This is a genomic window from Pseudomonas sp. SDO52101_S400 (assembly GCF_054071635.1).
The window spans coordinates 23,890-39,134 of the sequence record NZ_JBSVWF010000034.1; the positions used below are offsets into that span (position 1 = coordinate 23,890).

The 15,245-nt window shown below is 60.4% G+C and carries 12 protein-coding genes and 1 tRNA gene; 10 read left to right on the forward strand and 3 right to left on the reverse strand.

Features of this window, described 5'->3' with window-relative positions:
- The first annotated feature begins 223 nt into the window (after positions 1 to 223).
- From ACW9HX_RS17905 to ACW9HX_RS17915, 3 genes are all read left to right on the forward strand, one after another.
- A complete protein-coding gene (locus ACW9HX_RS17905) occupies positions 224 to 1,411 on the forward strand; it encodes an ATP phosphoribosyltransferase regulatory subunit (RefSeq protein WP_007915833.1) in 1,188 nt (395 codons plus the stop codon).
- A 54-nt stretch (positions 1,412 to 1,465) separates the two neighbouring features.
- Positions 1,466 to 2,755 (forward strand): adenylosuccinate synthase, encoded by a 1,290-nt coding sequence (locus ACW9HX_RS17910; RefSeq protein ID WP_085711159.1) that lies wholly within the window; start codon positions 1,466 to 1,468, stop codon positions 2,753 to 2,755.
- 140 nt (positions 2,756 to 2,895) lie between these two features.
- Positions 2,896 to 4,830 carry a methyl-accepting chemotaxis protein gene (locus tag ACW9HX_RS17915; protein ID WP_457381615.1) on the forward strand — a complete coding sequence of 645 codons (1,935 nt, stop codon included), beginning with the start codon at positions 2,896 to 2,898 and terminating at the stop codon, positions 4,828 to 4,830.
- Positions 4,831 to 4,871: 41 nt separating this feature from the next.
- Here ACW9HX_RS17915 and ACW9HX_RS17920 read toward each other — a convergent pair whose 3' ends face one another.
- From ACW9HX_RS17920 to ACW9HX_RS17930, 3 genes are all read right to left on the reverse strand, one after another.
- Complete coding sequence (locus ACW9HX_RS17920; RefSeq protein ID WP_457381616.1) at positions 4,872 to 6,437, reverse strand: ABC transporter permease; 1,566 nt, start codon at positions 6,435 to 6,437, stop codon at positions 4,872 to 4,874.
- On the reverse strand, positions 6,437 to 7,447 hold the full coding sequence (locus ACW9HX_RS17925) for an iron ABC transporter substrate-binding protein (RefSeq protein WP_457381617.1): 1,011 nt from the start codon (positions 7,445 to 7,447) through the stop codon (positions 6,437 to 6,439). The genes ACW9HX_RS17920 and ACW9HX_RS17925 overlap by 1 nt, the downstream gene beginning before the upstream one ends.
- A gap of 187 nt (positions 7,448 to 7,634) precedes the next feature.
- A tRNA-Leu gene (locus ACW9HX_RS17930) sits at positions 7,635 to 7,721 on the reverse strand.
- 225 nt (positions 7,722 to 7,946) lie between these two features.
- On the opposite strand from ACW9HX_RS17930, the gene rnr reads away from it, so the two are divergent.
- From rnr to dnaB, 7 genes are all read left to right on the forward strand, one after another.
- On the forward strand, positions 7,947 to 10,577 hold the full coding sequence (gene rnr, locus ACW9HX_RS17935; RefSeq protein ID WP_457381618.1) for a ribonuclease R: 2,631 nt from the start codon (positions 7,947 to 7,949) through the stop codon (positions 10,575 to 10,577).
- Positions 10,574 to 11,341 (forward strand): 23S rRNA (guanosine(2251)-2'-O)-methyltransferase RlmB, encoded by a 768-nt coding sequence (gene rlmB, locus ACW9HX_RS17940; protein WP_169428618.1) that lies wholly within the window; start codon positions 10,574 to 10,576, stop codon positions 11,339 to 11,341. Before rnr ends, rlmB begins: the two co-directional genes overlap by 4 nt.
- 304 nt (positions 11,342 to 11,645) lie before the next feature.
- On the forward strand, positions 11,646 to 12,074 hold the full coding sequence (gene rpsF / locus ACW9HX_RS17945) for a 30S ribosomal protein S6 (RefSeq protein ID WP_007950702.1): 429 nt from the start codon (positions 11,646 to 11,648) through the stop codon (positions 12,072 to 12,074).
- Between the two features lie 28 nt (positions 12,075 to 12,102).
- Positions 12,103 to 12,333 (forward strand): 30S ribosomal protein S18, encoded by a 231-nt coding sequence (rpsR, locus tag ACW9HX_RS17950; RefSeq protein ID WP_002551829.1) that lies wholly within the window; start codon positions 12,103 to 12,105, stop codon positions 12,331 to 12,333.
- A 37-nt stretch (positions 12,334 to 12,370) separates the two neighbouring features.
- Positions 12,371 to 13,261, forward strand: a complete 891-nt coding sequence (locus ACW9HX_RS17955; RefSeq protein WP_457381619.1) for a hypothetical protein — start codon at positions 12,371 to 12,373, stop codon at positions 13,259 to 13,261.
- Between the two features lie 19 nt (positions 13,262 to 13,280).
- Positions 13,281 to 13,727, forward strand: a complete 447-nt coding sequence (rplI, locus tag ACW9HX_RS17960; protein WP_008078307.1) for a 50S ribosomal protein L9 — start codon at positions 13,281 to 13,283, stop codon at positions 13,725 to 13,727.
- Positions 13,728 to 13,847: 120 nt separating this feature from the next.
- On the forward strand, positions 13,848 to 15,245 hold the full coding sequence (gene dnaB / locus ACW9HX_RS17965; protein ID WP_457381620.1) for a replicative DNA helicase: 1,398 nt from the start codon (positions 13,848 to 13,850) through the stop codon (positions 15,243 to 15,245).

The window sequence follows — 15,245 nt, forward strand, 5'->3', positions numbered from 1 at the left end:
GAAATTCCCGGCTTTTTTGCGTCTGCACGTTTGATTGCTGTTTTTGTTGCAGAAGATCGGGTTGAATGGCCCGAAAGTTTTTCGAGGAAAGTGATGGGCGAAGCCGGTAACAGGCCTTTCGCCGCGTCGTTCATGCGCGTGCGTTTTGAACGGGCCGGTCATTTTCTGCTTCACTCAAGGCTCGCCCTCGGGCTGGCCGCCCGGATCTAAGGGGAATGGCGTAATGGCAACGGTAGACCGCTGGCTGCTGCCAGATGGCATCGAAGAAGTACTGCCACCGGAAGCGGCGCGCATTGAAGTCGCGCGTCGTCAGGTGTTGGATCTGTTCCAGAGCTGGGGTTACGAGTTTGTCGTGACTCCCCATATCGAGTACCTGGAATCCCTGCTGACCGGCGCGGGCCAGGACCTGGATCTGCGTACCTTCAAGGTCATCGACCCGCAATCGGGCCGGCAGATGGGTTTCCGTGCCGACATCACGCCGCAAGTGGCGCGCATCGATGCGCACACCCTGCGTCGTGAAGGCCCGAGCCGTCTGTGCTACGCCGGCAGCGTGCTGCATGCCCAGCCGCGTGCCTTGTCGTCCTCGCGCAGCCCGATCCAGTTGGGTGCCGAGTTGTACGGCGATGCGAGCCCGAGCAGTGACGTTGAAGTCATCAGCCTGATGCTGGCCATGCTGCAACTGGCCGATGTGCCGGATGTTCACATGGATCTGGGGCATGTCGGTATCTACCGCGGTCTGGCCCGGGCGGCCGGTCTGTCGGGTGAAGTCGAGCAGCAGCTGTTCGATGCGTTGCAACGCAAGGCCATCGACGAGGTCATTACCTTGACCGAAGGCCTGCCTGCCGATCTGTCCGGCATGCTGCGTGCGCTGGTCGACCTGTGTGGCGGCCGTGAAGTATTGAGCGCTGCCCGCGAGCGTCTGGCCAATGCGCCGGCGCCGGTGCTGGCGGCACTGGAAGACTTGCTGGCGATCGCCGAGCGACTGTCGGCGCGCTTCCCGGAGCTGCCGCTGTACTTCGATCTGGGCGAGCTGCGCGGCTACCACTACCACACCGGCGTGGTGTTCGCGGTGTTCGTGCCGGGCGTGGGCCAGTCCATCGCTCAGGGCGGTCGTTACGACGACATCGGCGCCGACTTCGGTCGCGCCCGTCCGGCAACCGGTTTTTCCACCGATTTGAAAACCCTGGTGACCCTGGGGCGTGCTGAGATCGAGCTACCGTCTGGCGGTATCTGGATGCCTGACAGTACGGATGCGGCACTCTGGCAGCAGGTTTGCCAGTTGCGCAGTGAGGGTCAGCGTGTCGTTCAGGCATTGCCTGGACAACCTTTGGCCGCCGCCCGTGATGCGGACTGCGACCGGCAATTGATCCAGCAGAACGGGCTTTGGCAAGTATCGCCACTGGCTTCTTGAGTTTTCCTGCCGGCCACCGCCGGCACCAAGTTTGCGCGAATGAGGACAAGTGTTATGGGTAAGAATGTCGTAGTCCTGGGCACCCAATGGGGTGATGAGGGCAAAGGCAAGATCGTTGATCTGCTGACCGAACATGCTGCCGCCGTAGTGCGCTACCAAGGTGGCCACAACGCTGGCCACACTCTGGTGATCGACGGTGAAAAAACCGTCCTGCACCTGATCCCGTCGGGCGTGCTGCGCGAAGGCGTGCAGTGCCTGATCGGCAACGGCGTGGTGGTTGCACCTGACGCCCTGCTGCGCGAGATCACCAAGCTGGAAGAGAAAGGCGTACCGGTGCGCGAGCGCCTGCGTATCAGCCCGTCCTGCCCGCTGATCCTGTCCTTCCACGTGGCGCTGGACCAGGCCCGTGAAAAGGCCCGTGGCGAGCTGAAGATCGGTACGACCGGTCGCGGCATCGGCCCGGCGTACGAAGACAAGGTTGCACGTCGTGGCCTGCGCGTTGGCGACCTGCTCAACATGCCGCGCTTTGAAGACAAGCTGCGTGAGCTGGTGGACTACCACAACTTCATGCTGGTCGGTTACTACAAAGAACCTGCCATCGAGTTCGAAAAGACTCTGGCCGAGTGCAAGGAATACGCTGAGCTGCTGAAGCCGCTGATGCTGGACGTCACTGCCGAGCTGCACGACCTGCGTCGCGCCGGCAAAGACATCATGTTCGAAGGTGCCCAGGGTTCGCTGCTCGACATCGACCACGGTACCTACCCGTACGTGACCAGCTCCAACACCACCGCCGGCGGCGTGGCGACCGGTTCGGGCGTTGGTCCGATGTTCCTGGACTACATCCTGGGCATCACCAAGGCTTACACCACTCGCGTGGGTTCGGGTCCTTTCCCGACTGAGCTGTTCGACGAAGTGGGCGCGCACCTGGCCAAACAAGGTCACGAGTTCGGTGCAACCACCGGCCGTGCCCGTCGTTGCGGCTGGTTCGACGCCGTTATCCTGCGTCGCGCTATCGATGTGAACAGCATCTCGGGCATCTGCCTGACCAAGCTGGACGTACTCGACGGCCTGGAAACCATCAACATCTGCACCGGCTACAAAGATGCACAAGGCAACGCCGTTGCTCCGACTGACGCTGACAGCTACGTAGGCCTTCAGCCTGTGTACGAAGAAGTGCCAGGCTGGACCGAATCGACCGTGGGTGCCAAGACCCTGGAAGAGCTGCCAGCTAACGCTCGTGCCTACATCAAACGTGTTGAAGAGTTGATCGGCGCGCCGATCGACATTATTTCGACGGGCCCGGACCGCAACGAAACCATCGTTCTGCGTCATCCGTTCGCTTGATAAGTCGTTGATGTAAAAACACAAAGGCCCCTTCATCGGGGCCTTTGTCGTTTATGCCTGTTGGACGGCATGACCTTTGCTGTGAATCTGTCTACAAGAGTGCCATCAAATTAATGGCGTCAGAAGTAGAGGGATTCACAGTGTCGGCCGTTCTCTCACTGTTACAAAGCCGTTTGTTGCGGCCCGTATTCGTTACCCTTGGTATCGCCCTTTTGGTGCAAGTGTTGGTGGCCGTCGCCCTGACGCGGAGCACCGTCACCGCGCTGGAAGCCGATCTCGGTGCTCGCCTGGGCGTCGACAGCCAGAAGCTGTCCGGTGAACTGGAGCAGGCCGGGCGCGAAGTCACGTCGAGTCTCGATACGTTATCCACCAATACTCGTCAGCGGCTGACTGCCGGCCTGTCCTCGCGTCTGAAGGACGAGCAGGCACAACTGCGTGCGACCCTGGAAAAAGACCTGAAGGACTCGGCCAACGACATGGCCCAGTTGCTCGCCTCCGTAGCGCCTCGTGCCATGTGGGACAGCGACGTGCCGACCCTGTCCGAATTCGCCCGCCGGGCTCAGCGCAATCCCAACGTGCTGTTCGTGGTTTACGACGATGCCACCGGCCAGCATCTGACTCGTTACCTCAACCGCGAAAACCCGATCAACAAGGCCCTTTTGGAAAAAGGCCAGGGTGAGCGGGCGCTGGATAAAGTGCTGGATGCGGCGAAGAACGATCCCTCGGTCTACTACCTCGAAGCCTCGATCAACCCCAACGGCGTGGAAATCGGCAAGGTGCTGATGGGTGTGTCGACGGCCTCGGTGGATGCCGATCTGGCTGCGCTGGATCAGCGCTTCTCGGCGCTGATTGCCAGCAGCGATCAACTGGTCGGCGACAGCCTCAAGGGTGCCGCTGCCGACAGCGCCACGGCCATGCGTGCGCGCCTGCAGTCAGCGCAGTCCACCGCTGCCGAGATGAAAGCCAACACGACCAGCACCGTACAGGACGCCGCTGCCACGCTGCGCTGGCGTATTGGCATGGGTCTGGCGCTGGTCGGTGCCGGCGTACTGTTGCTGCTGGCCGTGGTGCTCGGCCACCGTGTGGTCAACCGTTTGAAGATGCTCAACGCCGCCATGGATGATCTCGCAGCGGGCGAGGGCGACTTGACCAAGCGTGTGCAGATCAACAGCAAGGACGAAATCGGCGACATGGCTTCGGCGGTCAATCGCTTTGTGGACAAGTTGCAGCCGATCGTGCGCGAGGCCGGGGATGTGGCTCAGCGTACTGGCGTAGAGATTGGCGCGATGACCTTGCGCAATGCCGGTGCCGACGCGGCGGCCGGGATGCAGCGCGATGAAGTGGCCGAAAGTCTGCGGGCGCTGTCGCAAATGGCCGATGAAGCGCAGTCGGAAAGCCATGCGATGCAGGCCGCTTTGAAGCAGGTGGTGGATATTCGTCAGGCTACCGACGAGAACACGCGCACTTCGGCCAAGGTCGGCAGCCTGATCGAGGCGCTGGCGGGGCAGGTCGATACCGGCGCCAAAGTCATCGAACGGCTTGCGCAGCAAAGCGAGCAGATCGAAGTGGTGCTGACCGTGATTCACGGCATCGCCGAGCAGACCAACCTGCTGGCGCTCAACGCCGCCATCGAAGCCGCTCGGGCCGGTGAAACCGGACGAGGCTTTGCGGTGGTGGCGGATGAGGTCCGGGCACTGGCCAGCAAGACCCAAAGCTCCACCGGCGACATTCAGGCACACATCGTGGCCTTGCAGCAGGGCGCCCGTGAGGCCGTTGAGGCGATCGGGCAAGCCGGACGTCAGGCCAGCGAAGGTTTGCTGGTGCTGCGAGAAAGTGCGCGGCTACAGCAATCGGTACAGGCGTCGGTCGAGCAGGTGCATGCGGCGATTGGCCTGGCGACTCAGGCGGCGGCGCATCAGGCGCAGGGTGCGCAGGCTGTGCGTGGGCGCGTCGAGACGATTCATGCCCAGGCCGAGAAAGCCGCTCAGGCGGTGGTTGAAACCACGGCCAGCGGCAAGGTCCTGGATGGTCTGGCGGCGCAGCTCAAAGCCAGTCTGGGGCAGTTCCGGGCCTGAAATAGCGGGCAAAAAAAATCGCAGCTTCGGCTGCGATTTTTTTATCGGCTCAAATACATCCGCGTCGTCAGCAAGTAGACAGGCAATCCCGACACCACAATCAACAACGCCGCATAAGGTGCCGCCGCGGCAAACTCGACGTTCGCGGTGTGTGCCCAGACTTCGGTCGCCAAGGTGTTGAGACCGGTCGGACTCAGCAGCAACGTCGCCGTCAGTTCCTTCATGGCATCCAGAAACACCAGCGCAAAGGCTGCGCCCAATGCCGGGAAGATGATCGGCAGGGTCACTCGACAGAACGCTGTGAACGACGAAGCGCCCAGGGTGCGGGCGGCCTCTTCCAGTTGCGGTGCCGCCTTGTTCAGTGCCGTGCGGATCGGTGCCTGAGCCAGTGGCAGAAACAGCAGCGCATAAGCGATCAGCAACAGCGCGGAGGTCTGGTACAGCGCAGGTACGTAATGCAGGGCGAAATACACCAGCGTCAGGGCGATCACCAGCCCCGGCAGGGCGTGTAGCAGATAGGGCAGGCGCTCGGCCCAGATTGCCAGTTGGCCTTTGTAGCGTACGACCAGCAAGCCGACCGGCACCGCCAGCACCAGACACAATCCCGCGCCACCCAGCGACAGCGCCAATGAAGACAGCAACGCTTCGGTGATCGCTGCAACCGGGAACGCCGCTGACGATCCCACGGCGAGCCAGTACGCCAGCATTCCCAGTGGAATCCCGCTGCCGACAATCACCAGCATCAGGCAATACAGTTGACCGGCGATCGCCCAAGGCCCGAGTTGTACTTGTTCAGCTCGACGTGCCGCGCCCTGGCCGGTGCGCACATGACGGCCCTTGCCGCGAACGCGCAGCTCCAGCCACAACAGCATCAGGCACAGCGCCAGCAATACCGCCGACAGCATCGCCGCATTGGCATTGCTGAATTCCAGTTCGAATTGCTGATAGATCGCGGTAGTGAAGGTTTGCAGGCCGATGATCGACAGCGCCCCGAATTCCACCAGCATGTGCAGCGCAATCAACAATGAGCCGGCCAGCAACGAAGGCCAGAGCAGGGGCAGGGTGACGCGGAAAAACACGCCCCAGCGATTCTGTCCCAGTGTTCGGGCCGATTCTTCAAGGGATGGATCGAGATTACGCAGCGTGGCCGCTACCGGCAGAAAAATCAGTGGATATTTCGACAGGCTCATCACCAGGATCGCCCCACCCAGTCCTTCGAACTGCGCGCTGAGAGAAACCCAGGTAAAGCTGCTGACGAATGCCGGTACAGCGAACGGCAAACACAGAATCACGCCCCACAGGCGTCGGCCCGGCAGATTGCTGCGTTCCAGCAACCACGCCAGTGACAGGCCGATTACACCGCAAGTGACGGTTACGCCAACCATCAGCGCCAACGTGTTGCGCAGCAGGCCGAACACATACGGCCGCCACAGCAAATGCAGCGCTTCGGTCCAGCCGGCCTGCCAGGCTTTGAGCCCGACATAGGCCAGCGGCAACAGGCTCATCACCACCAGCAGCAAAACCGGCAGCACCAGCCAGATCGACGGCCGTTTGCGCCGTGGCACGTAGAGCCCGCGAGCGGCGGGGGCGGATAACGATGCTGTCATCAGTTCAGGCCAACTTCGCGTTCCAGATCCAGCGCTTCTTCGGCATTGCCGAGGTCGGCCGGGGTGACGTCCGGTGCTTCCAGTTCACTGAAAGGCTTGAGGCCGCGATCCGACTCCATGCCTTTATGCAGCGGATACTCGGCAGTCGTCTGGGTGATCACACGCTGGCCTTCTTCGCTGGCCATGTAGGCGAGAAATTGCTGGGCTTCTTTTGGATGCTTGCTGGATTTCAGCACGGCTGCACTGGAGACGGTAATCAAGCCGCCAACATCGCCGCCGGTGAAGTAATGCAGTTTGGAGTCAAGCTTGCCTTTCTCTCGTTGCAGGGCGAACCAGTAGTAGTTGTTCACCAGTACGGTGGCGACTTCGCCGTTTTCCACAGCCTTTAGGGCGACCATGTTGTTGCTGTAGGTCTTGCCGAAGGCGCGCAGGCCAGTGAGCCATTCTTCCGCCGCTTCGCGACCGTGCTTTTTGATGATGGCGACGGCCTGCTCCTGGAAGGCGCCGCTGGTGGGTACGAAACCGACCTTGCCTTGCCATTGCGGATCGGCGAAATCCAGGACCGATTTAGGCAGGTCTTTTTCATCGACCAGCTTCGGGTTGAAGGCGACTACACGAACCCGGGCGGTAACGCCGATCCAGGTGCCATTGCCGGCGACGTATTTTTTCGGCAGGACAGCCAGGGTTGCATCGTCGGCCTTGGCCAGCAGGCCTTGTTCGCCGAGGTTGTTCAGCGGTGGGGATTCTTCGGTGTAGATGACGTCGGCGGGGGAGCGGTCGCCTTCTTCGATGATCTGGCTGGCGAGCTGGTTGCTGCTGCCCTTGCGCACATTGACGTGAATGCCGGTCTTGGCTTCGAAAGCCTTGGCGATCGCGTCGCCGACTTCCTTGTGTTGACCGTTGTAGAGAGTCAGGGAAACCGTATCGGCAGCCTGGGTGAGGGGAGTGGCGAGTGCCAGGCCGAGCAGGGTGAAGGTCAAGCCGCGGCGCAGGGTATTTCGAAACATCATTCGCAGGGTTCCTCACTGTCGCATTGCAAAAACTTGCAACAATGATAAACGATATCGTTTCTCAAATGCTCCTTGCGGGCAGGGTATGGGTCTGTTAAAGCGTCTTGAGCTTTCAGTAGGTCATAAACGCAAAAACCCGCTTTCGCGGGTTTTTGTGAGATTCAAGATCGTAACCTTGAATTTGAATTGGTGCCCAGAAGAAGACTCGAACTTCCACGACCGTAAGGTCACCAGCACCTGAAGCTGGCGTGTCTACCAATTTCACCATCTGGGCATCTCGGCAACGTGTGTACGTCGTCGATGGCGCGCACTATACGGAGCGTCTTTTTAACTGTAAACCCCTGCCAGCAAAAAAAATGGTTTTTTTTACCAGCGGTGTTCAAAACGCCTTTCGGACGTCGATACAAGGCTCAAGACGCGCCTTATAGAGTCGGAAATTTCCCGTTTGATGGCGCCTATGCCAAACTAACCCGCATATAGACAAGGTGAAAACTCTCTAATGGCCGATTGGCAGTCCCTCGATCCCGAGGCCGCTCGTGAAGCGGAAAAATATGAAAACCCTATTCCCAGCCGCGAACTGATCCTTCAGCACCTTGCTGACCGGGGTTCGCCTGCTGCCCGCGAGCAACTGGTCGAAGAGTTTGGTCTGACCACAGAAGACCAGATCGAAGCCCTGCGCCGCCGCCTGCGCGCCATGGAGCGCGACGCTCAACTGATCTACACCCGCCGTGGCACTTATGCGCCGGTGGACAAGCTCGACCTGATCCTCGGTCGCATCAGCGGTCACCGCGACGGCTTCGGCTTCCTGGTACCGGATGACGGTTCCGACGACCTGTTCATGAGTCCGGCGCAGATGCGTCTGGTATTCGATGGTGACCGTGCCCTGGCCCGTGTTTCCGGCCTGGACCGTCGCGGTCGCCGCGAAGGCGTGATCGTCGAAGTGGTGTCCCGTGCCCACGAAAGCATCGTCGGCCGCTACTTCGAAGAAGGCGGTATCGGCTTCGTCGTCGCGGACAACCCGAAGATCCAGCAGGAAGTGCTGGTAACGCCGGGCCGCAACGCCAATGCCCAGATCGGTCAGTTCGTCGAGGTGAAAATCACTCACTGGCCGACACCGCGCTTCCAGCCGCAAGGCGACGTGGTCGAAGTCGTCGGCAACTACATGGCGCCGGGCATGGAAATCGATGTCGCCCTGCGTACCTACGACATTCCGCACGTCTGGCCTGAAGCCGTTCTGAAGGAAGCCGGCAAGCTCAAGCCGGAAGTCGAAGAGAAAGACAAAGAGAAGCGCGTCGACCTGCGCCATCTGCCGTTCGTCACCATCGACGGCGAAGATGCCCGTGACTTCGATGACGCGGTCTACTGCGAATCCAAGCCAGGCAAGCTGCGCCTGTTCTCCGGCGGCTGGAAGTTGTACGTGGCGATTGCCGACGTTTCCAGCTACGTGAAGATCGGCTCGGCCCTGGACAACGAAGCCCAGGTGCGCGGCAACTCGGTGTACTTCCCCGAGCGCGTGGTGCCGATGCTGCCGGAGCAGCTGTCCAACGGCCTGTGCTCGCTGAACCCGCACGTCGATCGTCTGGCCATGGTTTGTGAGATGACCATCTCCAAGTCCGGCGAAATGACCGACTACTGCTTCTATGAAGCGGTGATCCACTCCCACGCCCGCCTGACCTACAACAAGGTCAGCGCGATGCTGGAAACGCCGAAGGCTACCGAAGGGCGCAAGCTTCGTGGTGAATACACCGACGTCCTGCCGCACCTGAAGCAGCTCTACGCGCTGTACAAGGTATTGCTGGCTGCCCGTCACGTACGCGGTGCGATCGATTTCGAAACGCAGGAAACCCGGATCATCTTCGGTTCCGAGCGCAAGATTGCCGAAATCCGCCCGACCACCCGTAACGACGCGCACAAGCTGATCGAGGAGTGCATGCTGGCGGCCAACGTGGCCACCGCCGAATTCCTGAAAAAGCACGAAATCCCTGCGTTGTACCGTGTCCACGACGGCCCGCCACCGGAGCGTCTGGAAAAACTGCGCGCGTTCCTTGGCGAACTTGGTCTGTCCCTGCACAAAGGCAAGGATGGCCCATCACCGAAGGACTATCAGGCCCTGTTGGCCAGCATCAAGGACCGTCCGGATTTCCACCTGATCCAGACCGTGATGCTGCGCTCCCTGAGCCAGGCGGTGTACAGCGCCCAGAATGAAGGCCACTTCGGTCTGAATTACGAAGCCTATACCCACTTCACTTCGCCGATCCGTCGTTACCCGGACTTGCTCACGCACCGGGCGATCCGCAGCGTTATCCATTCGAAACAGGACACCCCGCACGTTCGCCGTGCCGGTGCGATGACCATTCCGAAGGCGCGCATCTACCCGTACGACGAAGCAGCGCTGGAGCAGCTCGGCGAACAGTGCTCGATGAGCGAGCGCCGTGCCGACGAGGCCACTCGCGACGTGGTGAACTGGCTCAAGTGCGAGTTCATGAAAGACCGCGTGGGCGAATCGTTCCCGGGCGTGATCACCGCGGTGACCGGTTTCGGCCTGTTCGTCGAGCTGACCGATATCTACGTCGAAGGTCTGGTGCACGTTACGGCGCTGCCGGGCGATTACTACCACTTCGACCCTGTGCATCACCGTCTGGCGGGCGAGCGCACCGGTCGCAGCTTCCGCCTTGGCGATACTGTTGAAGTGCGGGTCATGCGCGTCGATCTCGACGAGCGCAAGATCGACTTCGAGATGGCCGAAAAAACCATCAGCGCGCCGATCGGCCGCAAGAAGCGTGGCACCGAAACCGCTGCTCCGGCGGCCAAGGTCGCGGAAGAAAAGGCACCGGCCAAAACCGCCAGCCGTCGTCCGGCCAAGGAAAAGGTGGCCGAGGCTTATCGTCCGAGCGATGCCGTGGCGAAAAACGCCGAGCTGCGCAAAAGTCGTGAAATGAAGAAGGCCTTGCTGGCCGACGCCAAAAACGGTGGTAAAGCGGCGTCCGGGGGAAAGGCCGGACGGTCGGCGCCTGAAAAGGCCTCCGGCGGCAAGCCAGCCAAACCGAGCAAACACCGCAAGGGCCCGCCAAAAGCGGGTTCCGCTCCAGCCAAAAGCGGCGGGGCACGTAAACCGAAGGCGAAGTCATGAGTCAGTTGGAAAAAATCTACGGCGTTCACGCGGTAGAAGCGTTGCTGCGTCACCACCCGAAACGCGTCAAGCAGATCTGGCTGGCTGAAAGCCGCAACGATCCGCGGGTGCAGACACTGATCGAACTGGCCAACGAAAACCGGGTCCAGGTCGGTCAGGCCGAACGCCGCGAAATGGATGCCTGGGTTGAAGGCGTGCACCAGGGCGTGGTGGCGGACGTCAGTCCGAGCCAGGTCTGGGGTGAGGCGATGCTCGATGAACTGCTCGATCGCACCGAAGGCGCGCCGCTGTTGCTGGTGCTCGACGGCGTGACCGATCCGCACAACCTCGGCGCCTGCCTGCGTTCTGCGGATGCTGCCGGTGCGCTGGCGGTCATCGTGCCGAAAGACAAATCGGCCACCCTGACGCCTGTCGTACGTAAAGTGGCTTGCGGTGCGGCGGAAGTGATTCCGCTGGTGGCCGTGACCAACCTTGCGCGTACCCTGGAAAAGCTCCAGCAGCGTGGTCTGTGGGTTGTCGGCACGGCGGGTGAGGCCGAGGTCAGCATCTACGACCAGGACCTGACCGGCCCGACCATCCTGATCATGGGTGCCGAAGGCAAAGGCATGCGTCGTCTGACCCGCGAACATTGCGACTACCTGGTGAACCTGCCGATGGCCGGTAGCGTCAGCAGTCTCAACGTGTCGGTCGCGACCGGTGTGTGCCTGTTCGAGGCCCAGCGCCAGCGCGGGGCCAAGGCCAAGGCTGCGGCTAAAAAGCCTTAAGCCTCACGCCGTCCAATGTGGGAGCGAGCCTGCTCGCGAAGCGGAGTTACATTCAGCATCGTTGTTGGATGTTAAGCCGCCATCGCGAGCAGGCTCGCTCCCACAGTGTTTTCTGGTGTGGCAGAAAGTGTGACTGTTCAAATAATCACCAATTGCCTTGCACCTCTTCTGTCCCTTCTCTACAATTGCGCCCCTTGCTGTGACGGCAGGCACGCATGTGCCCCGCGCCGGCAAGTCCATAAGTGTCATTCACTCCTTGTCTGACCGTTTTTGAGCGGCAGGCTACAACCCGTAAGGAGCATTCATGCGTCATTACGAAATCATCTTTCTGGTCCACCCTGACCAGAGCGAGCAAGTCGGCGGCATGGTTGAGCGTTACACCAAGCTGATCGAAGAAGACGGCGGCAAAATCCACCGTCTGGAAGACTGGGGCCGTCGTCAACTGGCCTACGCAATCAACAATGTTCACAAGGCTCACTACGTGATGCTGAACGTTGAGTGCACCGGCAAGGCCCTGGCCGAGCTGGAAGACAACTTCCGCTACAACGATGCTGTGATCCGTAACCTGGTCATCCGTCGCGACGAAGCCGTTACCGGCCAGTCCGAGATGCTCAAGGCTGAAGAAAACCGCAGTGAGCGCCGTGAGCGTCGCGAACGTCCTGAGCACGATGGCAGCGCCGATGGCGATGACAGCGATAGCGACAGCGACAACAGCGATAACGCTGACGAGTAATCCACGGACCTTTTAAGGAGCCTATCAAATGGCACGTTTCTTCCGTCGTCGTAAATTCTGCCGCTTCACCGCTGAAGACGTGAAGGAGATCGATTACAAAGATCTCAACACTCTGAAAGCCTACGTATCCGAGACCGGCAAAATCGTTCCAAGCCGCATCACCGGTACCAAAGCTCGTTATCAGCGTCAGCTGGCCACCGCTATCAAGCGCGCCCGCTTCCTGGCCCTGCTGGCCTACACCGACAGCCACGGCCGCTGAGACCAGGTAGTCGACAAGTAAGTAAGGGATCGAATGCATGCGTGCCTTAGCTGAATTCATCATGCGGGGGCGTATGCAGGCCACGCTGGTCGTGGCCGGATCTGCGGCATTGCCGCTGTTGTTCTGGTTGAGTGCTGCTGCAGGTTGCCTTGTGCTCCTGCGGCGCGGTTCGGACGCCTTGAGCGTCCTGGGTGTGGGAGTGTTGTCAGCGTTAGTGAGCTGGCACTACCTGAAAGATCCGACGGCACTGATTGTGTTGCTCGGATCCTGCAGTCTGGCGCTGGTTTTACGCGCCGGCCACACCTGGAATCGCGCGCTGCTGGTCAGCGTGGCCGTGGGATTGTTGATTGCCGTGAGCCTGGGGACTGTATTCAGTTCCTTCACCGAGACTCTGGCGCAGACGTTTGAACAAGTCTTGCCGCTGGCGATGGGTGAGGTCTACGAGAAGTTCTCGGCAGACCAGAAGGCAATTCTCACTGCGTTGGCGGTCCCACTGTCGATCATTTCGACAGCGGTGTCGTTGCAGGTTTTTAGCGTGCTGTGCCTGATTCTTGGGCGCTACTGGCAGGCGTTGTTGTATAACCCCGGCGGTTTCGGTCGCGAGTTTCGCGCCATCCGACTGCCGAAAAGCGTTGCGCTGTCGCTTCTGGCCGTCATGTGTGTGGCACCGTTCTTCGGTCTGCATGCCTTGGTCCTGTTGCCGTTGTGCAGCGTGCCGCTGTTCTTCGCTGGTCTGGCCTTGGTTCACGGGTTGGTCGCGCAGAAGCGGTTGGCCGGTTTCTGGCTGGTGGGGATATACGTCACGCTCGTGCCTTTCATGCACTTGCTCGGTCCGTTACTGGTGGTCTTGGCCATCGTCGACAGCCTGATTGATTTTCGCGGTCGTCACGTGTCGAAAGACACCGATAGCGCGAACGGTGAAGGTTAAAAGTTAAGAGGATTTTCACATGCAACTGATCCTTCTGGAAAAAGTCACCAACCTGGGCAACCTGGGTGACAAAGTGAACGTTAAGGCCGGTTACGGTCGTAACTACCTGCTGCCTTACGGCAAGGCTACCGCCGCGACCCCAGCAAACATTGCTGCGTTCGAAGAGCGTCGTGCCGAGCTGGAAAAAGCTGCTGCAGACCGTAAAGCATCGGCTGAAAGCCGCGCTGCCCAACTGGCCGAGCTGGAAGTGACCATCACTGCCACCGCTGGCGACGAAGGCAAGCTGTTCGGTTCGATCGGTACTCACGACATCGCTGACGCACTGACCGCCTCCGGCGTTGAAGTGGCGAAAAGCGAAGTTCGTCTGCCGAACGGCACCATCCGCAACGTGGGTGAGTTCGACGTGGCTGTGCACCTGCACGCCGAAGTTGAAGCCACCGTACGCGTTGTCGTGGTAGCAGCTTAAGCAACACCTGATCGGCTGGCGGCTTGTCCGTCAGACGGTTAACATCGGGCACGATCCTGTTTACAGGTCGTGCCCTTTGTCTTTCTGTAATCCCTGCTTTTCCTGAATAAAAAAGTGGCCATGAACGAAATCTCCGCTCCCGAGCAATACGATCTGCAAACCGCATCCCTGAAGGTGCCGCCGCATTCCATCGAGGCCGAACAGGCCGTTCTCGGTGGTCTGATGCTGGACAACAACGCCTGGGAACGCGTGCTTGATCAAGTCTCCGACGGCGATTTCTACCGGCATGACCACCGTCTGATCTTCCGTGCGATTGCCAAGCTCGCCGATCAGAACTCGCCGATTGACGTCGTGACCCTGGCCGAGCAACTGGACAAGGAAGGTCAGACTTCGCAAGTCGGTGGTCTTGGATATCTGGTCGAACTGGCGAAAAACACACCGTCCGTCGCCAACATCAAGGCCTATGCGCAAATCGTCCGCCAACGTGCGACGTTGCGCCAATTGATCGGCATCAGCAACGAGATCGCCGACGCCGCTTTCAATCCTGAAGGCCGCACGGCCGAAGAGATTCTCGACGAAGCCGAGCGGCAGATCTTCGCGATCGCCGAGGCCCGGCCAAAAACCGGCGGCCCGGTAGGCGTCAACGATCTGCTGACCAAGGCCATCGACCGCATCGACACGCTGTTCAACACCGCCGACGCGATCACCGGCCTGTCCACCGGCTACACCGACCTCGACGAGAAGACCAGCGGCCTGCAACCGTCCGACCTGATCATCGTCGCCGGTCGTCCTTCGATGGGTAAGACCACCTTCGCGATGAACCTGGTGGAAAACGCCGTTCTGCGCAGCGACAAAGCGGTTCTGGTGTACTCCCTCGAGATGCCAGGCGAATCGCTGATCATGCGTATGCTTTCGTCCCTGGGCCGTATCGACCAGACCAAGGTGCGTTCCGGTCAACTGGAAGACGACGACTGGCCGCGCCTGACTTCGGCGGTCAACCTGCTCAACGACCGCAAGCTGTTCATCGACGACACCGCCGGCATCAGCCCGTCGGAAATGCGTGCCCGGACCCGTCGACTGGTGCGTGAGCACGGCGACATCGGTCTGATCATGATCGACTACTTGCAGTTGATGCAGATCCCTGGCTCCAGTGGTGACAACCGGACCAACGAGATTTCCGAGATCTCCCGATCCCTGAAAGCTCTGGCCAAGGAATTCAACTGCCCGGTGGTTGCCCTGTCCCAGCTCAACCGTTCCCTGGAACAACGTCCCAACAAGCGCCCGGTGAACTCCGACTTGCGGGAATCCGGAGCGATCGAGCAGGACGCCGACGTGATCATGTTCGTATACCGGGACGAGGTGTATCACCCGGAAACCGAACACAAGGGCATCGCCGAAATCATCATCGGCAAACAGCGGAACGGCCCGATCGGCTTCATCCGCCTGGCCTTCATCGGCAAATACACCCGCTTCGAAAACCTTGCACCGGGCAGCTACAACTTCGACGATGACGAGTAA